Origin of the sequence: Nocardia sp. CDC153, from assembly GCF_035818515.1 — a bacterium.
Taxonomy (GTDB): domain Bacteria; phylum Actinomycetota; class Actinomycetes; order Mycobacteriales; family Mycobacteriaceae; genus Nocardia.
The window spans coordinates 1552256-1577625 of record NZ_JAYKYU010000002.1 but is presented as its reverse complement, the minus strand read 5'-3'; the positions used below and the strand labels follow the sequence as shown (position 1 = coordinate 1577625).

Genomic DNA, 25370 nt, shown 5'->3' with positions numbered 1-25370 from the left:
ATTAACACAAATTCGCAGCCGCCGCGCCGGGACTGTGAAGATTGCACCGAACGGGACTTCGGTGCCCGAACCGTATCCACGGGCAGGTACCTTCTACGCATGTTCTCCAAAGTCTTGGTCGCCAACCGCGGCGAGATCGCCATTCGCGCCTTCCGCGCGGCCTACGAACTCGGCATCGGAACCGTGGCGGTCTTTCCGTACGAGGACCGCAATTCCGTGCACCGGCTCAAGGCCGACGAGGCCTACCAGATCGGCGAGCCCGGCCACCCGGTGCGGGCGTACCTGTCGATCGAGGAGATCATCAAGGCCGCCAAGACCGCGGGCGCGGATGCCATCTACCCCGGCTACGGCTTCCTGTCGGAGAACCCGGACCTGGCCGCCGCCTGCGCGCGGGAGGGCATCACCTTCATCGGCCCGTCCGCGCACGTGCTCGAGCTGACCGGCAACAAGGCCCGCGCGATCGCGGCCGCCAAGGCCGCCGGACTGCCCGTGCTGCGCTCGAGCGAACCGTCCGCCGATGTGGACGTGCTCATGGCGGCCGCGGAGAGTATGGAGTTCCCGCTGTTCGTCAAGGCCGTCGCCGGTGGCGGCGGGCGCGGTATGCGGCGGGTGTCGGACCCGGCCCAGCTGCGCGAGTCCATCGAGGCCGCCGCCCGCGAGGCCGAATCCGCCTTCGGTGACGCGACGGTGTTCCTGGAGCAGGCGGTGGTCAATCCCCGCCACATCGAGGTGCAGATCCTCGCCGACCAGCAGGGCAATGTGATTCACCTGTTCGAGCGCGACTGCTCGCTGCAGCGCCGCCACCAGAAGGTGATCGAGCTCGCGCCCGCGCCGAATCTGGACCCCGCACTGCGCGAACGCATTTGCGCCGATGCTGTGGCCTTCGCCCGCGAGATCGGCTATTCCTGCGCGGGCACCGTGGAATTCCTGCTCGACGAGCGCGGCAATCACGTGTTCATCGAGATGAATCCGCGAATCCAGGTGGAGCACACGGTGACCGAGGAGATCACCGATGTCGATCTGGTGCAGTCGCAGCTGCGCATCGCGGCGGGGGAGAGCCTCGCGGATCTCGGACTGAGCCAGGACGCCATTCGGATTCGCGGCGCGGCGCTGCAGTGCCGCATCACCACCGAGGATCCGGCCAATGGCTTCCGGCCCGACACCGGCCGCATCACCGGCTACCGCTCGCCCGGCGGCGCGGGCGTGCGCCTGGACGGCGGCGCGAATGTCGGCGCGGAGGTCGGGGCCTACTTCGATTCCATGCTGGTCAAGCTGACCTGCCGCGGACGTGATTTCGCCACCGCGGTGGCTCGCGCCCGGCGCGCGGTCGCCGAATTCCGCATTCGCGGCGTGACGACCAATATCCCGTTCCTGCTCGCGGTGCTCGACGATCCGGACTTCCGCGCGGGCAAGGTCACCACCTCGTTCATCGACGAGCGGCCGCAGCTGCTCACACTGAAGAGCTCGGCCGACCGCGGCACCAAGATCCTGCAGTATCTCGCCGACGTCACCGTGAACAAGCCGCACGGCACGCGGCCGACCAAGGTGTACCCGCACGACAAGCTGCCCGCCCTGGATCTGACCGTCCCGCCGCCGCCCGGCACCCGGCAGAAGCTGCTCGAGCTGGGGCCGGAAGGGTTCGCGCGGTGGCTGCGCGACCGCGAGGGCGTCGCGGTCACCGACACCACCTTCCGTGACGCGCACCAGTCGCTGCTGGCGACCCGCGTGCGCACCAACGGCCTGCTCGATGTGGCCGGGCACGTGGCGCGGTTGACGCCGGAGCTGCTGTCGATCGAATGCTGGGGCGGCGCGACCTACGACGTGGCGCTGCGTTTCCTCTACGAGGACCCGTGGGAGCGGCTCGCCGCGCTGCGCGAGGCGATTCCGAATATCAACTTGCAGATGCTGTTGCGCGGCCGCAATACCGTCGGCTACACCCCGTACCCCGAAAAGGTCACGCGCGCTTTCGTTTCCGAGGCCACCGCCACCGGCATCGACATCTTCCGCATCTTCGACGCGCTCAACAATGTCGACCAGATGCGACCGGCCATCGACGCCGTGCGTGAAACCGGTACGGCCCTGGCCGAAGTCGCGCTGTCCTACACCGGCGACCTGTCCAACCCGAACGAGAACCTCTACACCCTCGACTACTACCTCAAGCTGGCCGAGGAGATCGTCGACGCGGGGGCGCACGTCATCGGCATCAAGGACATGGCCGGACTGCTCCGCGCACCGGCCGCGCACACGCTGGTCAGCGCGCTGCGCCGGGAGTTCGACCTGCCCGTGCACGTGCACACCCACGACACCCCGGGCGGCCAGCTGGCCACCTATCTCGCCGCCTGGCAGGCCGGGGCCGACGCCGTCGACGGCGCGTCGGCCCCCATGGCGGGCACCACCTCTCAGCCCGCCCTGTCCGCCATTGTCGCGGCGGCGGCGAATTCGCCCTACGACACCGGGCTGAACCTGCAGCACGTGTGCGACCTCGAGCCGTACTGGGAGGCGCTGCGAAAGGTGTACGCGCCGTTCGAATCCGGGCTGCCGGGGCCGACCGGGCGCGTGTACCACCACGAGATCCCGGGCGGTCAGCTGTCGAACCTGCGGCAGCAGGCCATCGCGCTGGGGCTCGGCGATCAGTTCGAGCAGGTCGAGGCCAAATATGCGGCGGCGGACCGACTGCTGGGCCGTCTGGTGAAGGTCACCCCGTCCTCGAAAGTGGTCGGCGACCTGGCCCTGGCGCTGGTCGGCAGCGGCGTCGACGTCGAGGACTTCGCCAATGACCCCGGCCGCTACGACATTCCGGACTCCGTGATCGGCTTCCTGCGTGGCGAACTCGGCACCCCGGCGGGCGGCTGGCCCGAACCGTTCCGCAGCCGGGCGCTGGCCGGACGCGGACCGGCCAAGCCGGAGACCCAGCTGACCGCCGCCGACGAGGCCGGTTTGAACGGCACCTCCGACGAACGCCGGGCGACGTTGAACCGGCTGCTGTTCCCCGGCCCGACCGCCGAATTCCTCGCGCACCGTGAGAAGTTCGGCGACACCACCGGGCTCTCGGCCAACCAGTTCTTCTACGGCCTGCGCCACGACGAGGAACACCGCGTCCAGCTGGACAAGGGCGTCACCCTGCTCATCGGCCTGGAAGCCATCTCCGAGCCCGACGAGCGCGGCATGCGCACGGTCATGTGCATCCTCAACGGGCAGCTGCGCCCGATCACGGTGCGTGACCGGTCCATCGCCAGCGAGATCCCGGCCGCGGAGAAGGCCGACAAGACCAATGCCGGGCACATCGCGGCACCGTTCGCCGGTGTGGTGACCCTCGCTGTCTCCGAAGGCGATTCGGTGTCCGCGGGCGACACCATCGGCACCATCGAGGCCATGAAGATGGAGGCGGCCATCACCGCACCGCGCGCCGGAACGGTGCGCCGCGTGGCCATCGCCAAGGTGCAGCAGGTCGAGGGTGGCGATCTGCTCGTCGAGGTCAACCTCAACGAGGCCGCGGCCGAATGACCCGCATCGTGGCAGGTACCGCCGGGGGACGCCGACTACGCGTGCCCCCGGCGGGCACCCGTCCGACCTCGGATCGGGTGCGCGAGGCGCTGTTCTCGCTGCTGCACGCGCGCATGGACTTCGACGGACTGCACGTCCTGGATCTCTATGCGGGCTCGGGCGCGCTGGCGCTGGAAGCGTTGTCGCGCGGCGCGTCCCACGCCCTGCTGGTCGAATCCGACCGCAAGGCCGCCGCGATCATTCGCGGCAATATCGGCGACCTCGGTCTGCCGGGGGCCGAACTACGCCAGAACAGCGTCACCAGCGTGCTCACCGGCACCCCGCCGGAGCGCTACGACCTGGTGTTCTCCGACCCGCCCTACGCGCTCGAAGTCGCCGACGTGGAAGCCGATCTGCGCGCCCTCGCCGAGAACGGGTGGCTGCACGAGGACGCCTTGATCGTGGTCGAACGCTCCACCCGATCGCCCGAAATCACGTGGCCCAAGGGCTATTCGCACCTGAAGTCGCGCGATTACGGCGAAACCCGCATCGACTTGGCCGAATTCGAGGGCTGATACCAACGCGGCGATGCCCGCCGTGCCATCGCACGGCGGGCATCGCTTGCGACGCGTCGAAAACCTCAGTTCTCGAACAGGTCCCGCAGCGACTCCGGGGCCTTGTGCTGGCAGGTGTTGGCCAGGCAGCCCAGATCCCACAGCTGCTCGATGGCCGAGAGCACCGAGTAGTGATCGGTGACGTCGGTCGAGGTCTTGTGGTGCGGTTCGGGCTTGCCGTGCTCGCCCTTCTCCTTGTGCACCTTGTCGGAGTTGATCACCAGCAGCGGCGCGTCGCCACCGCCGAGGACCACGCCGTTCTTGCCGACCGGGCTGCCCGGGCCGCCGGAGAAGCCGGAGTAGTCGTTCTCGTCCCAGGCGACGACGATGCTGGAGCGGGTCTTCTTCCAGGTGTCCGAGTCCATGATCTTGGTGACGGTGTCCTTCAGGTAGTCGTCACCGAGCTTGATCGGGCCGTGCGCCACACCGGAAGCCGGTTCCTCGCAGGCCGGCTTGTTGATCAGCGTCGCGGCCGCGTGCGACAGGCCGTGCATGTCCGAGCACTGGTCGGGGCTGATCCAGGTGAAGGCGGGCACATTGCCGCTCTTCAGGTCGGCGTCGAAGTTGTTCTCCAGCGGCACGACCTTCTGCAGCCGGGCATTGCCGGGGGAGTTCACGTCCGAGAAGTACATGAACGGGTTGTGCTTCTGCGCGTACAGCTTGACCAGGGTGCCGTTCACCACGCCCGGCGCGTATTCGCCCTGGTACCCGGCCTGCGGCATCGCGCCCATATAGGCCTTCCAGGACTTGCCCTTGGCCTCGAGTTGGTCCACCAGGTTCTTGCCCGCGAACATGTGCGGCATGTTCGTCGCGGAGGCGACCTGCTCGGGGGTCAGCGACGCGCCGGAGGTGCCGTCACCGGCGTCGGAGACGAATTCCTCGGGGGCGCACTTGGAGTCGGCCCCGGCCTTGCAGTCGTCCCAGATGCCCTGGAAGTCGCCCGAGAACATGGACAGGTAGTTCGGCAGTGACGGGTGGGTCACGCCGTGGAAGCCCGTGGAGACGCCGTATTCGCTCGTCAGCTTGTTGATGAAGGGGGCGTCGGCGGTATTGCCGAGAATGTCGTCGTCGCCCTGGTTCTCCATCATCACGTAGAAAATGTGCTCGGGAGCCGCTCCCTGGCCGTTCCCCGGATCGGCGGACGCGTTCGCGCCCACCAGGCCGCTGAACGCGCTCACGGTCGCAGCCACGGTGACTGCGATCTTCCGACCCAACGTTGCCCTTGCCATGCGTTGTACTACTTCCTCATCGAGCGAAATTGCCGATGCAGCTTCGCAATCCGCGCAGGAAACGTTCAACGGGAGCAAACCGAACAGTATGCGAACGGGGGAAGGCCAGCTTCTGGGTTGCAAAACCATAGCCGACCAGGCATGACTGAAATGTCCGATTCAGGTGGGTGACGGTGATGCTCGGGCGGTGCGGTAGCGTTCGGCCATGGCTGGAGCACTGATCCCCGGGTCGTTCGATCCGGTGACCAATGGACATATCGATGTGATCGCGCGCGCCGCCGAGCAATTCGACGAGGTGGTCGTGACGGTCGTGGTGAACCCCAACAAGCAGGGCATGTTCACCGTCGAGGAGCGCATGGAGCTGATTCGCGAGGTGACCGCCCATCTACCCAATGTCCGGGTGGAGTCCTGGCGCGGCCTGACCGTCGACTTCGCCAAACAGCAGGGGCTGACCGCCATGGTCAAGGGCGTGCGCGATGTCAACGACTTCAGCTACGAACTCCAGATGGCCCAGATGAACCGCAAGATCGCGGGCGTCGACACCTACTTCATCGCCACCAACCCCGCCTACAGCTACGTCTCCAGCTCCCTGGTCAAGGAGGTCGCCTCCTACGGCGGCGACATCTCCGACCTCCTGCCCCCATCCGTCCACAAACGCCTCCTCGCCCGCATCGCCGAACGCAAGAACTGACAGCGCCCCGCTGACGGCGAACCCGCTGGAACACAACCCCTTACGCTCCAGCGGGTACCCGTCGTGCCTGGATCCCGGCCAAAAGCATGCCGGGATGACGAGGGTGGGGCTGGGTCATAGGGTGCGGATGGGCAGTTGGCGCGGGGCCGGTATTGGGGCGGGTTCGATTCGGCCGTCGGGTGGGCGGCGGTGGGTGGTCAGGGCTGTGCGGAGGCGGCGGGCGGGGGTGCCTCGGACCAGGTCGTCCCAGGTCCAGCGGATGATCTCGAAACCGAGAGTGCGCAGGTAGGTTTCGCGGGCGCGTTCGCGGTGGGCGAGGGCCGCGGGGTCTTGGCCGGGGCGCAGGAGGCGGCCGTATTCGGTGGGGCCGTCGAATGCGCAGAGGAGACCGGCGGATTCGTAATAGAAGTCGACGCGGGTCACGAAGCGGCCGTCGGGGGTGAGGACATTGCCCTGCGAGCTGGGGAGTGGCAGGCCGTGGCGGTGAATCATGGTGCGGCTCAGGGATTCACCAATGCTTCGACTGCGCCCGTCGAGCACGGCGAGCACCTCTTTCGCCTGATTGATCCCGTAGCGCCCCTTGGCCCGCGCCAGTTCCTCGGCGAGCTGGTCCGCGGTGAGGCCGAACGCTCCCACCAGCGCGTCGCCCGCCACCACGGCCGCCTCGAACGGCAGCGCCAACGCCAGATCCACCACCGTCCGCGCCGGAGTGGTGACCAGCAGGCCGTCCAGTTCGACGACCGAATCCACCGGCGAGCCATGAATTTTCGCGAACGGCCTGATCCGCCCACCCCCGCGCCGATTGCGCGTGACACACACCCGCTCCAAGGGCACATGCCACAGCGTGGTCCCGTACAACACCGCCGCCGACTGATGGCTCACCACGGTCCCCACCGCCATCTCCGCCACCACCGCCGCGATCATCCGCCGATGCCGCTCCCGCCGCCCGACCGTGCTCTCGACCGCCTGCCCGCGACCCCACCGGCGCTCCGAAGCCGGACCGCCGTGGTCGGTGTACCGCGGAGCGCCGCACCCCTCGAGCAGCGCCCGTCGCGATTCCCGTGCCGCGCACTGCCTTCCGCGCCTCGTCCGGCCCGCCTCGGCGTCCTTCGTGCCCGGCCGGGTTACGGACCGGTCGCCCGCCGTGGGCGCGCTCATCGGCCCTCCTTGCGCGGCGGGCGGATCGGTCGGTGTCGGACGCACGACTCGCACACTCGTGCCGGTGGGTGTTGCGGCCGGGGTGTGGCCGAATCTCGGCGTCCGCCAAGGCATCCGCGCCAACGGTTCATGTCGAACCCCTCTCGTCGATCGGATGCTTACTTGGACGATGGGGAGGCGATCGGGGTTCCACTCGCGTCCGGAAACGACGAAACCCCGCACGGCGTGCCGGGTTGCGGCGCGGTGCGGGGTTCCGGGGTACGGGTCAGAAGACCCAGAGGCGGAGGGTGAGGAAGCGCATGGTGCCGACGGCGGCGGTAATGGCCAGCACGGCAAGGGCTTCGGAGATGTCGCCGAGGCCGGGCGCGGTCACCTCGAGGATGGCCAGGCCGCCGGAGGTGATGGCAAGACCCGCCAGGGCCAGCGCGCCGCCCTCCAATTGCGCTGTGTACCAGCGGACTCGGTCGGTGGCGTGGAAGGTGAGGCGACGGTGCATCTCATTGGCCAGGGCGGTGCTGACGATCGATCCGGCCAGGTTGGCCAGCTGCGGGCCGCCGCCGTAGAGCGCCAGGAACAGCAGGATGTAGCCGACATTGCTGAGACCGCCGACCAGAGCGAACCGAATCAGCTGGGGGAGGGCCTTTTCGCCGCGCAGCCAGACGCCGAGTCGCCCCAGCCACCGGGCCCACTCCGCATAGAGGGTCTGCGTGCCGTAGGCATAGGTGCTCACCAGCCCGGGCACGGGCATGGTGGCCCGATCCGGGATCTCGTGGACAGCCATTGTCTTTCCCCATCCGAACACGGTGGTGTCGGCCTGCTCTCGCCGAGAAGTTTCCCGGGTGAGGGTCACCGGCCGACACCTGCTTGCCTAACAAAGGTAACACGAAGTGGAGTGGCTCCCTCCACTTGTTTTTGTGGTCTGTGAGACAGTCCATGTTTCGGAAAACCCGCGACACGCCGTGTCGGACCTTGTTGACAGCGCGGAGATTGGCAGACTGGCGGAAGCGGAGAGTCTCGCCGTGAGTCCTGGCAGGAGAGTGGGGTAACGCATGTACCGGGTATTCGAAGCGCTCGACGAACTGGTGGCCATCATCGAAGAGGCCCGCGGCATCCCGCCGACCCGCAACTGCATCGTGCCGCGCGGTGAGGTCCTCGAACTGCTCGACGACGTCCGCGAGGCCCTGCCCGGCGAGCTCGACGACGCCCAGGACGTGCTCGATCACCGCGACAAGATCGTCACCGACGCCCGCACCGGCGCCGACACCACCATCCGGACCGCGAATGAGCAAGCGCACCACACGGTTACCTCCGCCCGCGACGAGGCCGACCGCATCCTCGCCGACGCGAAGGCGCACGCCGACCGCATGGTCGCCGAGGCCCGCGCCCACGCCGAGCGCCTCGTCGCCGCGGCCGAGGAGGAGGCCGAGCGCACCGTCGCCGACGGTCAGAAGGAATACGACGCCCTCACCAGCCGCGCCCGCGTCGAGGCCGACCGGCTGGCCGACGCCGGTCAGGCCTCCTACGACCGCTCGGTCGCCGAGGGCAAGGCCGAACAGGAACGCCTGGTGTCGGCGACCGAGGTGGTCCGCGCCGCCCATGCCGAATCCGCCCGCCTCATCGACACCGCCCAGGCCGACGCCGACCGTCTGCGTCAGGAATGCGACGACTACGTCGACGGCAAGCTCGCCGACTTCGAGGAGACCCTCTCCAACACCCTGCGCATCGTCGGCCGCGGCCGGCACCAGGTCCGTTCTGGTACGTCCGTCCCGGACTACGCCGCCGAATTCCGCCGCTGAGTTCCCGCCGAAAGCCCCGCACCGTCCGGTTTGGGCCGCGTGCGGGGCTTTCGGTATTGTTGTGTGGTTGCCCATTCCGCACCGAGCACGAGGTGAAGTCCCCGAAATGTCCGCCGATTCCGGTTCCGAGTCGCGTCCTCGACGTCAGCAGACGCCGAAAGACGGTGGCTTCGTGCTGGATACGCGCAGTCTGGGACGCAAGCCCGGCTCGATGAAGCAGTTGCATCGCACCGTCACCACCGAGGAACGAATCGGCCTGGAAATGGTCGGGATTCCGGTCGGCGCGCAGGTCGAGTTGGATCTCACCCTGCAGTCGGTCTCCGAGGGCGTGCTGGTGACGGGAACGGTCGACGCACCCATCGAGGGTGAATGCTCACGCTGCCTGGAACCGTTCACCGACGAGATCCAGCTGCAGCTCACCGAGCTGTTCGCCTACCCGGACAGCGCCACCGAGCAGACCACCGAGGAAGACGAGATCCACCGCCTGATCGACGACATGCTCGATCTGGAACCGGTGATCATCGACGCCGTCGGTCTGGAGCTCCCGCTGCAGCCGCTGTGCGAGCCGGATTGCGCCGGTTTGTGCCCGGAATGCGGGGTCAGGATGGCGATTGCAGGTTCGGACCATGGTCATGAGATACTTGACCCTCGCTGGGCCGGACTCGCCAAGTTCAACGCTGAGTCCACCGACGCCGACACTGTTTCCTCCGGGGCAGATGCGGTGTCGGACCCATCAACCGATTCCACCCTCGCGGCGCACAACGGTGCCGTGAGTAAGAAGACAGAGGAGAGCTAGTCGTGGCCGTTCCGAAGCGCCGGATGTCCCGTGCCAACACCCACGCGCGTCGCAGCCAGTGGAAGGCCACCGCGCCGACCCTGATCACCTGCCCGAACCGCGCCTGCGGCCAGAAGACCCTGCCGCACATCGCGTGCCCGTCCTGCGGCACCTACAAGGGCCGTCAGGTCACCTCCGCGATCTGATTCGCGTTCAGCGACCGTGACCGCCAGCAAGGATGCGGCGGATATTCCCGCCGTAGGTGATGCAGCAGACCATGCCAGCCTGCTCGAGGCTCTCGGCGTGGACGTACAACCGGAGCTTTTGCGCCTAGCGCTGACGCACCGGTCGTACGCCTACGAGAACGGTGGCCTGCCGACCAACGAGCGCCTGGAGTTTCTCGGCGATTCGGTGCTCGGCCTGAGCATTACCGAGCGCCTGTACCTGGAGCACCCGGACAAGTCCGAGGGCGAACTGGCGAAGCTGCGCGCGAGCGTGGTCAACATGCACGCGCTGGCCGAAGTCGCCCGCGGTCTCGGTGAGGGCGGTCTCGGCCGCCATCTCCTGCTCGGTAAGGGCGAGGAGCTCACCGGCGGCCGGGACAAGCCGAGCATCCTGGCCGACGGCATGGAATCGCTGCTCGGTGCGGTGCATCTGCAGCACGGCATCGATGTGGCACGCACCGTCGTGCTGCGGCTGTTCGCCGAACTGCTCGAGCGCGGTCCCCGCATGGGGGCCGGGCTCGACTGGAAGACCAGCCTGCAGGAGCTGACCGCCGAGCGCGGCATCGGCGTGCCCAGTTACGAGATCACCTCCACCGGACCCGACCACGACAAGGAGTTCACCGCCACCGCGGTGATCGGCGGGAAGGGTTACGGCCAGGGGGTGGGCCGCTCCAAGAAGGAAGCGGAGCAGAAGGCCGCGGGCGCGGCCTACAAGGCGTTGCACGCCGAGAACGCGCCCGAGGGTTCGGACGGCTCGAAGAGCTAGATGCCCGAACTTCCCGAGGTCGAAGTCGTCCGGCGCGGGCTCGCCGAGCATGTGGTGGGCCGCGTCCTCGACCGGGTGACCGTCAAGCATCCCCGTTCGGTGCGCCGCCACGAGCTCGGCGGGGACGATCTCGCGGCCCGCTTGGCCGGACTGCGCGTCGAGGGCGTGCAGCGGCGGGGCAAATTCCTGTGGCTCACCTTCGATGAGCCCGATACCTCTCTCGTCGTGCATCTCGGCATGTCCGGGCAGATGCTGGTGCAGCCCGCGACCGCGCCGCTGGAGAAGCACGCGCACATCGTGGCGGCCCTCGACGACGGCAACGAGCTGCGGTTCGTGGATCAGCGCACGTTCGGCGGCTGGATGCTCTCGGATCTGGTCGAGGTGGACGGGACCTGGGTGCCCGAGGCCGCCGCGCACATCGCGCGCGACCCCCTCGACCCGCTCTTCGACGCCGACGCCGTCGTGAAGACGTTGCGCGGCAAGCACTCCGAGATCAAACGGCTATTGCTCGATCAGACCGTGGTGTCGGGCGTCGGCAATATCTATGCCGACGAAGCCTTGTGGCGGGCCAAGATTCACGGTGAGCGGCCCGGGGCCAAGCTGACCCGGCCCGCGCTGCACAACCTGCTCGTGGAGACCCAGAACGTCATGGGCGAGGCCTTGCGGGTCGGTGGGACCTCCTTCGACGCGCTCTACGTGAACGTCAACGGCGAGTCCGGCTACTTCGAGCGCTCGCTCAATGCCTACGGACGCGAGGACGAGCCCTGCCGGCGCTGCGGCGCGATCATGCGGCGGGAGAAGTTCATGAACCGTTCGTCTTTCTCCTGCCCGCGTTGTCAGCCCCGCCCGCGCGGCTGAGACCAGCAGGTTTTCTTCGATTTCCGGCCAATCGGTCGTGATCGACCCTCCCTATCGGCGGCACTCAGGCGCTACCTTTTCAGTAGCGGCATGCGTTGTGTCGCCTGGAGGAAACAGATGCGCAAACTGACTTACTACGTCGCGGCCACCATCGACGGATTCATCGCCACCGATGACGGTTCGGTCGACTTCTTCCCGGTCGGGGGTGACCACGGGCCCGCGATCATCGCGCAGTATCCGGAGACCCTCCCGACCAAGGTTCGTCAGGTGCTCGGCGTCGACAAACCCTGCCAGAACTTCGACACCGTGATCATGGGGCGCAAGACCCACGACTTCGGCGTCCGCACCGGCACTTCCAGCCCGTACGCGCACCTGCGCCAGTTCGTGGTGTCCACCACGCTGCCGGAGAATCCCGCCCCCGATGTGGAATTGATCTCCGAGAACGCGCTGGAGCGGGTGCGAGAACTCAAGCGCGAGAAGGGACTCGGCATCTGGCTGTGCGGCGGCGGCGAGCTCGCCCAGACCCTCATGCCCGAGATCGACCAGGTCTTCCTCAAGCTCTACCCGATCGTCCTCGGGCACGGGCGACCGCTCTTCGGCTCGGGCGCCCACCTCCCCGAACCCTCCCGGTTCCGGGTGATCACCAGCCGCATCTTCGAAGACGGCGTCGCCTTCATCAAATACGGCCGCATCCGCTAGAGGATCGCCACCGCCACGACCAGTCCGATGGCCAGGTGCCCGGCCGAGACCACCACGGATTCGATGCTGAACTCCGGGTTTTTCAGCACCGCACCGATATTGATGCCCAGGACGAATTCGACCGCGCGGACGGCGATCACCTGGGCGGCAATGCCGACCAGTCCGTAGACGGCGGTGGCGATCAGGCCCTCGGCCAGCTTGCCCGCCTGCGCGTAGATGGCCAGCACCACGATGAACGCCGTGCTGAGCATGGCGGCGGCACTGATGACCACGGCATTGGGCAGCCCCCGCGCCACCATCGAGCGCAGCGGGCCGGGCGTGGTCCAGTCCACGACCTGGAAGCCGATGAGCAGGAGCACCAGGCCGAGCAGCGCGTAGAGCACGATCGCGCCTACGCCGCGGCCGAGGGAATGCCAATACCCTGCTTCGAGCGCGAGTGCGGTGGTCATCGGTGCTCCTCCGGGTCGTGGATCAGGGGGCTACTGAGGTATTCGGTGCGGGACGAAGGTGGAGCTGTCATCGGTGATGAGACCGACGGTTTCCCGGATGCCCAGGCCCGCCGAGGTGTCGCCCACGATCCAAGCACCCAGCACCGGTCGCATGCCGTCGAATTCGGGGAGCGGGTCCAGCAATTGGTAGACGTAGCCCTCGTCGCCGTAGACGCCGCCGGTGGCGGTCTCCAGACCCGCGCCGACAATGGTCATGTTCGCGCCCTCACGACCGAGCTTGGGTTTCTTGATGTACTCGGTGAGCTCGTGCGGGTCGTCGAGGTAGGCGGGCAGCAGGTTGGGGTGGCCGGGGTACATCTCCCACAGCACGGCCAGGATGGCCTTGTTGGACAGCAGGGTCTTCCAGAGCGGTTCGATCCACATGGTTTCCGGCAGCGATTCGACCACGCGCTTGCCGAAGTCGTCGTCGAGGGCCCACTCCCACGGGTAGAGCTTGAAGATGGCCTCGATGGGCGCCTCGGCCAGATCCACGAAACGGTCCAGCTCCGAATCGAATCCGACCTCCTCGATGGGGAGGGCGACGGTGTCGAAACCGGCCTCGGCGGCGGTCTCCTGCATGTAGGCGGTGGTGACATTGTCCTCACCGGAGCCGTCCGCGCTGGACCAGCTGAAGTGCAGCTGGCTGCCCGGCAGGCGCTCGCGCATCTCGCCCCAGCGCTCGACGAGCTTCTCGTGCAGGGAATTCCACTGGTCGTCGTCCGGATGGGTGTCGGTGAGCCAGTGCCACTGCACGATTGCCGCCTCCAGCAGGGAGGTGGGCGTATCGGCGTTGTACTCCAACAGTTTCGCGGGGGCCTTGCCGTCGTAACGCAGGTCGAAACGGCCGTAGATGTGCGGGTCGGAGCGGTGCCAGGACTTGGTGATGTGCTCCCAACTCCACTGCGGCAGACCGAAATCCGCGAAACGCTCGGTCAGCACCACCTGTTCCACGGCGTGCAGGCACATCGAATGCAGGACTTCGACCTGCGCCTCCATGGCCAGGATCTCGTCCATGTCGAACTCGTAGTGCACCGATTCGTCCCAGTACGGCCGGGGTTGACCGTTCGCGTACTGCCCCGGCGACCCGTAGACCAGACCTTGCCCCTCGATGATCCGCTGCCAGCCCGGCCGCGGAGTGCTGCGCACTCGCCGCACTTAGGAACCGCCCTTCCCATGAAGCTTCGCGCCGAGACCGCCGCGTTGAATCGTGCTGCCGCTCTTGGTTTTCACCGTCGCCCCGCTGGGCGGGTTGATGCTGCCCCCGGTCGGCGCGTGCCCGATGGTGCCGGTGCCCCCGTAGTAGTAGCGGTACGAATGCCCCGCGAGGAAGAAGAACCCCGGATTGATGCCGCTGTTGCCGTGATCCTCCGCGTCCGAACAGTAGTTGTCCGGAACGGTGATCTCCTGATTGTCCTGGGTGGCGGTCACGGTCTGCCCGTTCCCAATGGGCACGACCTCACCGTTCTTGGCCACCACCGTGCAATACGCGGTCACCTCGGGGCCGTTCCACGCCTGGGCGACCAGGTATCCGCCGCCCACCAGCGCCGCGATGCCGACCACCGCCGCGCCGCCGATGAGCACCCGCTTCTTCTTGCGCCGCTTGGCTTCCTCGGCTTCGGCCGCGGCGCGTTCCGCCTCCTCGGCCCGCTTGCGCGCCTTCTCCCGCGCCCGCGCCTCCGCGACCGTCGGCGGCCGCGGCTGCGTAACCCCGGCCTCCTGCGTGGTGATCTTGCCCCGCCGCGGCGGCGTCGCGATCGCTGGCAACGGCGGCGCTTCCGGCTCCAACGACGGCACCGGCAAATCGAACGTCGGCGGAGTACTCACCCCGACCTCGGGCTCCCCGAAAGGCCCGGCCCCACCGTGGGATTCCCCCGCCAACCGATGATGCGGCTCATGTCGCTCACCCTCGCCCGCCCCGAAATCCGCGGGCAGCGGCAAGGTCGGCCGGTGCTCACCCGGGCCGCCGGATTCGCCCGCACCGCTACCGGATTCGCCGGGCAGCACGAGAGCCGGATCCTGGCCACCCGGCCGGTCCTGCCCGCCGCCGGGGGTCTCGGCCGCGCCGCCGGGCGCAGGTGCCTCGGGCTCGCCCTCCGGATACGGGGGTACGGGGTGGTGCTCGAAATGGTCCGCGCTGAAGTCGGATTCGCTCGGTAGCGCGAGCGTCGGCTCATGGCTGCCGGGGTGGCCCGAGGCGGGCGCACTGGGCAAATCGGGCGCGGGCTGGTCGGTGGCGGGCGTAGCGAACCGGATCGTGGGCTCGGAACCGCGCGCCGCTGCGGCCTCGTCCGGGTTCGGGGGTACGGGGTAACGCTCGAGCCCAGGGTGGGCCGCGGCGTCCTCCGGGTACGGGGGGAGCGGGTGATGCTCGTGGAGCGGCCGGGTGGGATCGGTTCGGGCGGAATCGGGTTCGGCGGGGTGGGCGGGGTCGGGGGTGGGGTGGTCCGGGGTGTCCGGATCACGGGGGCGGTCTGTGGGCATTGGTCGACTCCGTGGGCTCGCCGCTCGCTAGCGTTCTTCGAATCCTGTCATGCCGCCCTGGGCGGTGTTCCAGTCTTCCACCACCAGGTTTACCCGGCCCGGTGTAGTACCGGAACGTAGCAGGTCGAGCAGGGTTTCGCAGCGATCGCGGGGACCTTCGGCGACGACGTGGACGCGGCCGTCGCGGTGATTGCGGGCGTAGCCGGTCAGACCCAGCTCCAGGGCGCGCGAGCGGGTCCACCAGCGGAAGCCGACGCCCTGGACGAACCCGTGCACCCAGGCGCTGAGTCGGACCGGGTCAGCGCTCATTCGTCGACGCGGAAGGTGAGGTTCACGGTGGTGCCCGCCTTCAGGGTGCGGCCCACGGTGCACACCTTGTCGATGGCGCGCTGCGCGGCGACCAGCAGGCGCTCGCGCGATTCGGCGTCGAGTTCGCTGAGGTCGAGCTCGACTTCCTCATTGAGCTCGGGATACACCTCGTTCTCGCGATCGGCGTCACCGGAGACGTGCACGGTGGCGTCGAAGGTGTCGCCCAGGCGGCGCGAGAGGGTGAAGTCGGCGCTGAGCCCGGTGCAGCCCGCGAGCGCGATCTTCAGCAGCTCACCCGGGGTGAACGCGCCCGGCACGCCCGCGGACGCGATGAGCACCTCACCGCCGCGGTTGTTGCGGCCGGTGTAGGCGCGGGTGCCGGTGCGTTCGGCCCACAGCTTGACCGGCTCGGCGGACAGGTCGGCGGCGGTCTGCGATGCGGCGGTCTGATCGGACATAGGGACAATCCTCCCATTGAGTCACCCGGGACAACCATCTGGTTGCCGCTCGTTCGGAACACCGGCGCCGTCAGCGGAATTCCGCCACCAGTTCGGGCGTCACGTCCTTCAGGCTCTCGGCGACGGCCGCGGCGAGCGCGATGGCGTCGGCGGCGGGCGGATATTTCGGGTGCGGGACCGCGATCACCGTCATGCCCGCCGCGGCCGCGGCACGCAGGCCATTGCTGGAATCCTCGACGGCCACACAGCGGTTCGGTTCGATGCCGAGCCGGGCCGCGGCCTCGAGGTAGCCGTCGGGCGCGGGCTTGCCGCGCTCGACCTCCTCGGTGGACACCGTCGCGGCGAACAGCTCGGTGACACCCATGTGGTCGAGCACCACATCGATGAGCCTGCGCGGAGACGAACTCGCGAGGCCGAGCGTGTAGTCGGCTCCCAGTCGCCGCACGGTCTCGACGGCGTTCGGCATGAGCGGCAAATGGTCGCTGTAGCGCGCGGCCATGCGCGAGATCACATCCTCGGCGACCTGTTCGGGTGTGCGGCGGCCGTCGAGCAGGTCCTTGCTCGTGTACTCCGACCATTCGGCCGTGCTCATCCCCATGAACCGGTCCTGGGTGTCGGGCAGCCAGCGCCCGCCCAGTTCGTCGATGTACTCGCGCCGCACCTGCTCCCAAATGGGTTCGGTGTCGATGAGCACGCCATCCATGTCGAACACGATCGCCGCAACAGCCATGGCCTCCATCGTGGTTCATCCGGGCTCGCGCACTCGATCTGGGGTGTGTCCACTGAATGAGATGGCGTCCTCGAACCGCACCGTCCACCGCGGCTCGGGGTTAGCGTCCGAAGCGAGAGACGCAGACCCGCAAGTGAATACCGAGGTGGGCCGTGGGTACGGTGACCGACATCTACGATCCCGAGCTGTACGTCGCCGGGCCGATCCATGAGATCTTCGCCGAGCTGCGGCGCACCGATCCCGTGCATTGGCAGGACATGCCGGGGGAGCCGGGCTACTGGGCGGTCCTCAAACACGCGGATGTGGCGCACGTGGCACGCAATCCGCGGTTGTTCTCCGCCGAGCGCGAGGGTGTGATCCTGGAGAATCTGCCGCCCGAGCGACTCGAGCAGACCCGCAACATGCTGTTGATGATGGATCCGCCGCGGCACACCGAATACCGCAAGCCGCTGGCCGAGCATTTCAAGGCCCGGGTGGTCGGCGAGCTGGAGGACCGGATCCGGGAGCTGACCCGCGCCCTGCTCGACACCGTCGACGGCGACGTGGAATTCGTGCACGACGTGGCGGGCGTGCTGCCCAGCCAGGTGATCGGCGGGCTGTTCGGGATTCCGGAGCAGGACTGGCCGAGCATCCGGCGGTGGGCCGAACAGTCCACCAGCCAACAGGATCCGGAGCTGGTCGGCGATTTCGACGTGACGGCCGAGCTCACCAATATGGCCGTCTACGCCATCCAGTTCGCCATGGCGCGCCGGGCCCAGGAGCCGAAGCCGGACATCACCTCGCTCATCCTGGCCGGGGCGTTCGGCGGACAACCCATGTCGGACTTGGAGTTCGGCAGCTTCTTCACCCAGCTGGTGACGGCGGGCAACGACACCACCAAGACCATGCTGTCCTCGGGTCTGCAGCTGCTGCTGCGACATCCGGAGCAGCTCGCGGCCCTGCGCGCCGACCCGTCCCTGATTCCCGGTGCGGTGGAGGAGATTCTGCGCGTGGCCAATCCGATCCACTACTTCCGCCGCACGGCCACCGCCGACACCGAATTGCGCGGCGTCCCGATCAAGGCGGGCGACAAGGTGGCCATGTGGTACACCTCCGCCAACCGCGACGAGGACGTCTTCGCCGACCCGCAGACCTTCGACATCCGCCGTAACCCCAATCCGCACTTGTCGTTCGGCCTGGCCCAGCACTTCTGCCTGGGCGTGCACCTGGCCCGATTGGAGGGCCGCGTGTTCTTCGAGGAGCTGCTGGCCCGCTTCCCGCGCATGGAGCAGACCGGCGACGCCCGCCGCATCCGCTCGAATCTGAACAACGGCCTCAAATCGCTGCCGCTGCGCCTGACCCGCTGACCAGCGACCAATGTTCGCGGCCCGATCACCGCCGCGACGCCCGGCCGTTACCCGCGCCCGCAACCCTTTCCGGAATCTCGGCACTCGCGTTCAGGGTGTCGGATGTGAGGAAACGGAGTTGAGACAGGTGCGCAAGGTGGGTTACCGGCTGGCAGCGGCCGGTGCGTGTGCGGCAATGGGGATGGCGGTCGCGGCGTGTGGGAGCGGCGATTCGGTCAAGCACGATCAGCATGTGCTGCTGCTGTCGATCGACGGCATGCATCAGTCGGATCTGGCCGATTACGTGGCGGCGCATCCGGATTCGGCGCTGGCCAAGCTGACCGCGCGCGGCGCGCAGTACACCAACGCGCAGGTGCTGGCCCCCGCGGACTCCTTCCCGGGCACGATCGCCATGATCACCGGCGGCAGCCCCAAGACCACCGGCGTCTACTACGACGACACCTACGCCCGGGACCTGTTCCCGGCGGGCACCAAGGACTGCGCCACCGCCAAGAAGGGCGCGCAGGTCCCGCTGACCGAGGAGATCGACAAGAAGACCGAGGACCTGGATGGCGGCCAGGGTCTGTCTGGGCTGCCGGACGGCATCATGGCCATGACCGACGATCCGAGCGCGGTGCTGGATCCGGCCAAACTGCCGGTGGATCCGACCACCTGCAAGCCGATCTCGCCGTCGGACTACCTGAAGGTGAATTCCGTGTTCTCGGTGGTGCACGCCGCCGGCCAGCGCACCGCGTGGTCGGACAAGCATCCGGCGTACCAGATGATGAACGCCAAGGGCGGCAAGTCGATCGACGATCTGTTCACCCCGGAGATCGACTCCAACTCGCCCAAAGGCGCCGCCTGGACCAAGGACGCGGACCAGACCAAGCGCTACGACACCTACAAGGCCGACGCCATCGTCAACGAGATCAATGGCAAGGACCACTCCGGCGCCAAGCAGGTCGGCGTGCCCGCGGTGTTCGGCATGAACTTCCAGGCGGTGTCGGTCACCCAGAAGCTGCCCGCCTCCAAGGGCTACACCGCGGACGGCAAACCCGGTGCGCTGCTGTCGGATTCGCTGGACTTCGTGGACCAGCAGATCGGCCGGTTCGTCGGCGCGCTGGACAAGGCGGGCCTGACCGACAAGACCACCATCGTGGTGACCGCCAAGCACGGCCAGTCGCCGATCAGGCCGGACGCGCTGACCCGGGTCGACGACAAGCCGATCATCGACGGGATCAACAAGGAGTGGGCGGCCACCCACCCGCAGACCCCGCAGCTGATCGCGCACTCCATCGACGATGCCGCCATCCTGTGGTGGCTGGCCGACCGCTCGCCCGAGGCCACCGCCTTCGCCAAGCGAAAGCTGCTGGAGGCCAACGGAACCGGCACCGACATCAACGGCAACCCGAAGCCGTTCACCGCCTCGGGCGTGGACCAGAACCAGGTCTACGCGGGCGCGGACGCCACCACCTACTTCGGCGCGGCCACCGACGACCCGCGCGTGCCCGACCTGTTCGCCGGCACCAACGGCACCGTCTACACCGGCGGCAAGTCCAAGATCGCCGAGCACGGCGGCGCCAGCCCCGAGGACCGCCACGTCCCGCTGCTGGTTGTCGGCTCCGGCATCGCCAAGCACGAAGTCCCCGACCAGGTTTCCCTCACCCAGATGGCACCCACCATCCTCGACCGCCTCGGCCTGGACCCCCACAAACTCGACGCCGTGAACCTCGAACACACGGCAACCCTGCCGAGCTAAAGGGTCCTACCCAGATCAGGGAGCTCTCCGCGCGGAATCCTGTCCGATTCCCCGCGCTGAGAGCTCCCTGATCTTTTCTCGACCGATTACGCCTGGAAGCGGTAGCCCATGCCCGCTTCGGTGAGCAGGTGTTTGGGCTGGGAGGGGTCGTCCTCCAGTTTGCGGCGTAGTTGGGCGAGATAGACACGCAGGTAATGGGTTTCGGTCGCGTAGGAGGGGCCCCAGACCTCGCGCAGCAGCTCGCGGCGGCCGACGAGTTTGCCGCGGTTGCGGACCAGCATTTCCAGCACGCCCCATTCGGTGGGGGTCAGGTGCACGTCGTGGCCGTGGCGGGTCACCTTCTTCGCGGCGAGATCGACCGTGAAGGAGGCGGTTTCGATGATCGGCTCGGCGGTGTCGGCGGCGGTATTGGCCGAGCGGCGGACGGCCGCGCGCAGGCGGGCGAGCAGTTCGTCCATGCCGAAGGGTTTGGTGACATAGTCGTCCGCGCCCGCGTCCAGGGCCTCCACCTTGTCGGAGGAGTCGGTGCGCGCGGACAGCACGATGACCGGCGCGGTGGACCAACCCCGCAGGCCCGCAAGGACTTCGATGCCGTCCATGTCCGGCAGGCCGAGGTCGAGGATGATGACGTCGGGATGCTTCTCGGCAGCGCCGCGCAATGCTGCGGCCCCATTGCTCGCGGTGGTCACGTCGTAGCCGCGCACCGACAGATTGATGCGCAGGGCGCGCAGAATCTGTGGTTCGTCATCGACCACGAGTACTTTGGTCGGCGCTACCGCCGCGTTCGTCACCCGATCTCCTTGTCCGAATTCGTATCCGTGTCGGCGGGTTCGTCACCCGCGGGCAGATCGATCACCATGGTCAAGCCACCGCCGGGGGTGGGCTCCGCGTGCACGGTGCCGCCCATGGCGTCCACGAAACCGCGCACCACCGAGAGTCCCAGACCCACGCCGGTGGAGTTGTCGCGGTCGCCGAGCCGCTGGAACGGCTCGAACAATTGATCCTCGAGGCCGGTCGGTACGCCCGGCCCGGTATCCACCACGGTAATCGCCACCCGCATCCCGACCTGTTCGGCGGCCACGCGCACCACCGAGTCCCGGGGCGAATAGCGGGCGGCATTGTCGATGAGATTGGCCAGCACCCGTTCCAGCAGGCCCGGATCGGCGCGCACCGAGACCGCGTCCACATCGACCTTCACCCGGTCCATGGTGGTGCGGCGCATGCCGCGCGTGCCCATGCCCATGAGTGCGTGGTGCACCACCTCGTCCAGGTAGACCTTGCGCACCTGCGGCTTGATCACGCCGACCGCCAGGCGCGAGGAATCGAGCAGGTTGCCGACCAGCGCGGTCAGCTGATCCACCGATTCCTCGATGGTTTCCAGCAATTCGGCGGTGTCCTCGGGGGAGAACTCCACGTCCTCGCTGCGCAGGCTGGAGACCGCCGCCTTGGCCGCGGCCAGCGGGGTGCGCAGATCGTGGCTGACCGCCGAGAGCAGGGCGCGGCGCAGTTTGTCGGCCTCCATGACCGCCTGGGCGGCGGTGGCCTCCTCCTGCAGTTGCGTCTGATGCACCAGTCCGGCTGCCTGATTCGCGACCGCGCCCAGGACGAGGCGATCCCCGGAGTTCACGGGGCGTCCGCGCAGCAGCAGCCAGTGGATGTCATCGCCTGCCTCCAATGCGGTGAGGGAGTCGTCGACCTTGCTGGGCGGGTTCTCGCCCGCCGACGCGACCACCTCGTGGTCGGTGATCAGGCTGACCGCCTCCTGGCCGTAGGTCTCGCGGGCGCGCTCGAGCAGATCCTGCAGATCCGCGCCGTGCAGCACCGAGCCCGCGAACAGGGCGAGCAGTTCGGCCTGCCGAGAGGCCTTGCGCGCCTCCCGGGTTCGCTTGGCCGCGGTGTCCACCAGCGCCGCCACCGCGACCGCCACGAACAGCAGCACCACGATGGTGAGGAAGTTGTCGAGCTGGGCGATGGTCAGGCTGTAGCGGGGTTCGGTGAAGAACCAGTTCAGCAGGACACCGGACAGGATGGCCGACAGCGCGGCCGGGGCGATGCCGCCCAGCAGCGACACCGCGATGACGCCGATGAAGAACAGGGCGCTCTCGCCGCTGAGGTCCAGCATGCGATCCAGCCAGAAGTAGGTGACCGCGCAGATGAGCGAGGGCACGAAGAACGCGGCCGACCAGGAGGTGACCTTGCGTTCGTTCCGGCTCAGGGCGGACCAGCGGAATTTGCCGCCCTTGTTGGATTCTTCGTGGGTCACCATGTGCACGTCGATCTTGCCGGACTCCTGCACCACGGTCGCGCCGATGCCCTCGTCGAGCATGCGCGCCCAGCGCGAGCGCCGGGAGGTGCCCAGCACCAGCTGGGTCGCGTTGACCTGGCGCGCGAAATCCAGGAGGGCCGTGGGCACGTCCTCGCCGGTGACGGTGTGCAGGCTGGCGTCGAGACTGGTCGCCAGGTCGCGCAGGCGGGCCAGCCGCTGCGCCGACACCCCGGCCAGCCCGTCACCGCGCACGATGTGCACCACGATCAGCTCGGCGCTGGACTTGGCCGCGATGCGGCTGGCGCGGCGCACGATGGTCTCGGATTCCGGGCCGCCGGTCACGGCCACCACCACGCGCTCGCGGGCCTCCCAGGTGGTGGTGATCTTGTGGTCCGCACGGTATTTGGCGAGCGCGGCATCGACCTGATCGGCCAGCCACAGCAGCGCCAGTTCGCGCAGGGCGGTCAGATTGCCGGGGCGGAAGTAGTTGCGCAGGGCCGCGTCGACCTTCTCGGCGGCGTAGACATTGCCGTGGGACATCCTGCGGCGCAGGGCTTCCGGGGTGATGTCGACCAGCTCCACCTGGTCGGCGGAGCGAACCACCCAGTCCGGCACGGTTTCTCGCTGCACCACCCCGGTGATCTGCTCGACCACGTCGTTGAGGCTCTCGAGGTGCTGCACATTGACCGTGGACACCACGTCGATGCCCGCGTCCAGCAGTTCCTGCACGTCCTGCCAACGCTTCTCGTGCTTGCTGCCCGGGACGTTGGTGTGCGCCAGCTCGTCGACCAACACCACGGCCGGGCGTCGCCGCAGCACGGCCTCGACATCCAGTTCCGGCATTGTCGTGCCGCGGTATTCGATCAGTTTCGGCGGAATGCGCTCGATCCCGCCGAGCAGACCCGCCGTTTTCGAGCGCCCGTGGGTCTCCACGACGGCGGCCACCACATCGCGCCCACGCTCGAGCCGCCGATGCGCTTCGGAGAGCATCGCGTAGGTCTTGCCCACACCGGGGGCAGCGCCGAGATAAATGCGTAGTTGGCCGCGTTTCACTCGTCCATCATCGCGCGCGGTGCGCGGATGCCCTGTTGCGCCGTGCGGAGGGGTTCGCGAGTGCCTTCGGCGGCGGCGAGTGCGCGCAACACCAGTGCGCAAGCGATGAACCCGAAGATCACCATCAAGGTGACGGCGACGTGCGGCACGGCTTCTCCTTACATATGCCCGAGGTCGGTGCCCGGCCGCGCGTTCGTGGGCGCGGCCGGACTCTCCACTTCATACATTCTGTGCTGGTCAGATCACCGTTCCTGACGGTTTCTTTACGCTCGCGTGTCGAGTTGTTGACAGGATCCGAGCGGACCGCACCGGACCGCCCGGTACGAGATCTCGCGCGGCGGGGGAGCCGACCCTAAGCTGTCGCACGTGAGTTCCGGGCGGGCAATGGTCGACGGGCGTTTCGAGTTGCTCGAGCCCCTCGGTAGCGGCGGCATGGGCACGGTGTGGCGGGCCTACGACATCGCGCTGCATCGTGAGGTGGCGCTGAAGGAAGTGCGCGCCGAGGGCGATACCGGATCGGCCCAGGGCGATACCGGTTCGGCCGAACAGCAGCGCGAACGGGTGCTGCGCGAGGCCCGCGCCCTGGCCCGCATCACCCACCCGAATGTGGTCGCCATCCACCACATCGTCGACACGCCCGCCGAGAAACATCCGTGGATCGTCATGGAGTTGGTCGCGGGCGGCTCGCTCGCCGACAAACTGGCCGAGGGACCCATGCCTCCCGCCCACGCCGCGTGGGTCGGCCGGGGGATTCTCGCCGGACTGCGCGCCGCGCACGCCGTCGGCGTCCTGCACCGCGATGTGAAGCCGCCGAATGTGTTGCTGCGCACCGACGGTTCGCCCGTTCTCACCGATTTCGGCATCGCCGCCGTCAACGACCTGACCGGCCTCACCTCCACCGGCAGCGTGGTGGGCTCGCTGCCGTATGTCGCCCCCGAGCGTCTTCAGGGGCACGAGGGTAACCCGGCCTCCGACCTCTGGTCGCTGGGCCTGGTGCTGTTCGCCGCCGTCGAGGGCTACCAGCCGATGCGCCGGGACACCGACGTCGCCACCCTCGCAGCCGTCCTCATGGGCTCGGTCCCGCCACCCCGCCAGGCCGGACCCCTGACCCCGGTCCTCAACGCCCTGTTGGTCCCCAACCCCGGCCACCGCCCACCCGCCGACCAGGTCGACCGTATGCTCGCCCAGGTCACCGGTGAAAACCCCGCGGAACCACCCGCTTTCCACCAGCTTTCGGGCCCGAACCGGACGGTGACCGCGCCGCGGGAATTCCTGGCGACACCGCCTCCTCGGCCCTACTCTCCGCAACCGCCGCCGCAAGGATTCCACGCGCCGCTGGCGTATCCGCCGATTCCGCCGGACCCGGTCACCGATGCGCCGCAACGCAATTCGCGCCCGTGGATCTTCGCTGGCGGTGCGGTGGTGCTGGTTGCCGCCGCCGTGGCGGCCATCGCGCTGTGGCCTTCTTCCTCGGACGGCCAGGGTGGGGCCGGCCAGCCGCCCGGCCGGGCTCAGCCCTCCGGCATCGCGCTGCCCAGCGGCGTCATCCCGCCGACGGTCATCGCCCCCACGACCGCCAAGAGCGCCGCCACCGTCGATCTGCTGACCCCCGACGGCATGCGCACGGCCGTCGCCGCCCTTGAGAAGGTAGCGGGCGGAAAACAATTCACCGAGACCACCATCTACCCCGAATACGTCATCACCGGTGCACCGGTGCCGAACGAGCCCAAGCACTACGACAAGTTCACCTACCGCAATGGCGCGGCCACCCATGACGGCATCGGCGGCCGACTCACCGACCCCACCATCGATCTCAGCTCCGTCAACTGGGACATCCTGCCCACCCTCCTGGCCACCGCCGCCGAGCAGCTGAAGGTCCCCAACCCGACGAGCCGCTACATCATCGTCGACACCGCCGGAACCTTCACCAACGGCCAGCAGGTGCTGCGCGTCTACCTCTCCACCGCATACGGCGACGGCGGCTACGTATCCGCCGCCCTTGACGGCACCATCCTCCGGGTTTACGCGAAATAGCTGGTCCTGACGGTTTCTTGACGCCTACGCGCGGGATGTCGACGACAATTGTGCGCCACGCCACGTCACCCTGTAAGCGGAGCGTCAATGCGGAGGTCTGGCACGCTAAGAAGGCGTAAAGGACCTCGAATCCATGCATTTCGGGCGCTTGACTCACTCCGGCGCGTCTCGGGA

General features: G+C 68.1%; 24 protein-coding genes. 12 read left to right on the top strand and 12 right to left on the bottom strand.

What is annotated here, in order from left to right; translation table 11 throughout:
* The first annotated feature begins 99 nt into the window (after positions 1 to 99).
* Together VMT65_RS15835 and rsmD are read left to right on the top strand one after the other, a co-directional pair.
* A complete protein-coding gene (locus VMT65_RS15835; RefSeq protein WP_326308956.1) occupies positions 100 to 3504 on the top strand; it encodes a pyruvate carboxylase in 3405 nt (1134 codons plus the stop codon).
* Positions 3501 to 4058, top strand: a complete 558-nt coding sequence (rsmD, locus tag VMT65_RS15830; protein WP_326308955.1) for a 16S rRNA (guanine(966)-N(2))-methyltransferase RsmD — start codon at positions 3501 to 3503, stop codon at positions 4056 to 4058. The genes VMT65_RS15835 and rsmD overlap by 4 nt, the downstream gene beginning before the upstream one ends.
* Before the next feature lie 65 nt (positions 4059 to 4123).
* On the opposite strand, the gene VMT65_RS15825 is transcribed toward rsmD, so the two are convergent.
* Positions 4124 to 5287 (bottom strand): alkaline phosphatase family protein, encoded by a 1164-nt coding sequence (locus tag VMT65_RS15825; RefSeq protein ID WP_326308954.1) that lies wholly within the window; start codon positions 5285 to 5287, stop codon positions 4124 to 4126.
* A 244-nt stretch (positions 5288 to 5531) separates the two neighbouring features.
* Here VMT65_RS15825 and coaD point away from each other — a divergent pair, with 244 nt between their 5' ends.
* On the top strand, positions 5532 to 6017 hold the full coding sequence (gene coaD, locus VMT65_RS15820; protein WP_326308953.1) for a pantetheine-phosphate adenylyltransferase: 486 nt from the start codon (positions 5532 to 5534) through the stop codon (positions 6015 to 6017).
* A 114-nt stretch (positions 6018 to 6131) separates the two neighbouring features.
* Here coaD and VMT65_RS15815 read toward each other — a convergent pair whose 3' ends face one another.
* Both VMT65_RS15815 and VMT65_RS15810 read right to left on the bottom strand, forming a co-directional pair.
* Positions 6132 to 7175: a hypothetical protein gene (locus tag VMT65_RS15815; protein ID WP_326308952.1), complete on the bottom strand. Its 1044-nt coding sequence runs from the start codon at positions 7173 to 7175 to the stop codon at positions 6132 to 6134.
* Between the two features lie 265 nt (positions 7176 to 7440).
* The gene (locus VMT65_RS15810) at positions 7441 to 7956 is read right to left on the bottom strand and encodes a GtrA family protein (RefSeq protein WP_326308951.1); all 516 of its coding nucleotides are present in this window, start codon (positions 7954 to 7956) and stop codon (positions 7441 to 7443) included.
* 268 nt (positions 7957 to 8224) lie between these two features.
* Between VMT65_RS15810 and VMT65_RS15805 the strand changes: the two genes are divergently transcribed.
* From VMT65_RS15805 to VMT65_RS15780, 6 genes are all read left to right on the top strand, one after another.
* Positions 8225 to 8971, top strand: a complete 747-nt coding sequence (locus tag VMT65_RS15805) for a DivIVA domain-containing protein (protein ID WP_326308950.1) — start codon at positions 8225 to 8227, stop codon at positions 8969 to 8971.
* 106 nt (positions 8972 to 9077) lie between these two features.
* A complete protein-coding gene (locus tag VMT65_RS15800) occupies positions 9078 to 9767 on the top strand; it encodes a YceD family protein (protein ID WP_326308949.1) in 690 nt (229 codons plus the stop codon).
* 2 nt (positions 9768 to 9769) lie between these two features.
* Positions 9770 to 9952, top strand: coding sequence for a 50S ribosomal protein L32 (rpmF, locus tag VMT65_RS15795; protein WP_120737450.1), 183 nt, complete (start codon positions 9770 to 9772; stop codon positions 9950 to 9952).
* Between the two features lie 16 nt (positions 9953 to 9968).
* Entirely contained in the window at positions 9969 to 10736 is a 768-nt protein-coding gene (rnc, locus tag VMT65_RS15790) for a ribonuclease III (protein ID WP_326308948.1), read from the top strand.
* On the top strand, positions 10737 to 11594 hold the full coding sequence (gene mutM, locus VMT65_RS15785; protein WP_326308947.1) for a bifunctional DNA-formamidopyrimidine glycosylase/DNA-(apurinic or apyrimidinic site) lyase: 858 nt from the start codon (positions 10737 to 10739) through the stop codon (positions 11592 to 11594).
* A 117-nt stretch (positions 11595 to 11711) separates the two neighbouring features.
* Positions 11712 to 12293, top strand: a complete 582-nt coding sequence (locus VMT65_RS15780) for a dihydrofolate reductase family protein (RefSeq protein WP_326308946.1) — start codon at positions 11712 to 11714, stop codon at positions 12291 to 12293.
* Here VMT65_RS15780 and VMT65_RS15775 read toward each other — a convergent pair.
* The 6 genes from VMT65_RS15775 to VMT65_RS15750 form a co-directional block, all read right to left on the bottom strand.
* Positions 12290 to 12742 (bottom strand): DUF350 domain-containing protein, encoded by a 453-nt coding sequence (locus VMT65_RS15775; protein WP_326308945.1) that lies wholly within the window; start codon positions 12740 to 12742, stop codon positions 12290 to 12292. The two genes, VMT65_RS15780 and VMT65_RS15775, sit on opposite strands and share 4 nt — an antisense overlap.
* Positions 12743 to 12772: 30 nt before the next feature.
* Positions 12773 to 13936 carry a glutathionylspermidine synthase family protein gene (locus VMT65_RS15770; RefSeq protein WP_326308944.1) on the bottom strand — a complete coding sequence of 388 codons (1164 nt, stop codon included), beginning with the start codon at positions 13934 to 13936 and terminating at the stop codon, positions 12773 to 12775.
* On the bottom strand, positions 13937 to 15262 hold the full coding sequence (locus tag VMT65_RS15765; RefSeq protein ID WP_326308943.1) for a hypothetical protein: 1326 nt from the start codon (positions 15260 to 15262) through the stop codon (positions 13937 to 13939). It lies immediately after the preceding gene.
* Positions 15263 to 15289: 27 nt separating this feature from the next.
* Positions 15290 to 15571 carry an acylphosphatase gene (locus VMT65_RS15760; protein WP_326308942.1) on the bottom strand — a complete coding sequence of 94 codons (282 nt, stop codon included), beginning with the start codon at positions 15569 to 15571 and terminating at the stop codon, positions 15290 to 15292.
* Entirely contained in the window at positions 15568 to 16029 is a 462-nt protein-coding gene (locus tag VMT65_RS15755; RefSeq protein ID WP_326308941.1) for an OsmC family protein, read from the bottom strand. The genes VMT65_RS15760 and VMT65_RS15755 overlap by 4 nt, the downstream gene beginning before the upstream one ends.
* A gap of 70 nt (positions 16030 to 16099) precedes the next feature.
* Positions 16100 to 16759 carry an HAD family hydrolase gene (locus VMT65_RS15750; protein ID WP_326308940.1) on the bottom strand — a complete coding sequence of 220 codons (660 nt, stop codon included), beginning with the start codon at positions 16757 to 16759 and terminating at the stop codon, positions 16100 to 16102.
* Between the two features lie 152 nt (positions 16760 to 16911).
* Here VMT65_RS15750 and VMT65_RS15745 point away from each other — a divergent pair, with 152 nt between their 5' ends.
* Positions 16912 to 18105: a cytochrome P450 gene (locus VMT65_RS15745; RefSeq protein WP_326308939.1), complete on the top strand. Its 1194-nt coding sequence runs from the start codon at positions 16912 to 16914 to the stop codon at positions 18103 to 18105.
* Positions 18106 to 18232: 127 nt separating this feature from the next.
* A complete protein-coding gene (locus VMT65_RS15740; RefSeq protein ID WP_326309195.1) occupies positions 18233 to 19843 on the top strand; it encodes an alkaline phosphatase family protein in 1611 nt (536 codons plus the stop codon).
* A gap of 86 nt (positions 19844 to 19929) precedes the next feature.
* Here VMT65_RS15740 and VMT65_RS15735 read toward each other — a convergent pair whose 3' ends face one another.
* The 3 genes from VMT65_RS15735 to VMT65_RS15725 are packed head-to-tail and all read right to left on the bottom strand — an operon-like array spanning position 19930 to position 23311.
* The gene (locus tag VMT65_RS15735) at positions 19930 to 20634 is read right to left on the bottom strand and encodes a response regulator (protein ID WP_326308938.1); all 705 of its coding nucleotides are present in this window, start codon (positions 20632 to 20634) and stop codon (positions 19930 to 19932) included.
* Positions 20631 to 23162: a sensor histidine kinase KdpD gene (locus VMT65_RS15730; protein WP_326308937.1), complete on the bottom strand. Its 2532-nt coding sequence runs from the start codon at positions 23160 to 23162 to the stop codon at positions 20631 to 20633. The genes VMT65_RS15735 and VMT65_RS15730 overlap by 4 nt, the downstream gene beginning before the upstream one ends.
* The gene (locus VMT65_RS15725; protein WP_326308936.1) at positions 23159 to 23311 is read right to left on the bottom strand and encodes a hypothetical protein; all 153 of its coding nucleotides are present in this window, start codon (positions 23309 to 23311) and stop codon (positions 23159 to 23161) included. Before VMT65_RS15725 ends, VMT65_RS15730 begins: the two co-directional genes overlap by 4 nt.
* A gap of 217 nt (positions 23312 to 23528) precedes the next feature.
* Between VMT65_RS15725 and VMT65_RS15720 the strand changes: the two genes are divergently transcribed.
* Complete coding sequence (locus tag VMT65_RS15720; RefSeq protein ID WP_326308935.1) at positions 23529 to 25196, top strand: serine/threonine-protein kinase; 1668 nt, start codon at positions 23529 to 23531, stop codon at positions 25194 to 25196.
* The last annotated feature ends 174 nt before the right edge of the window (positions 25197 to 25370 follow it).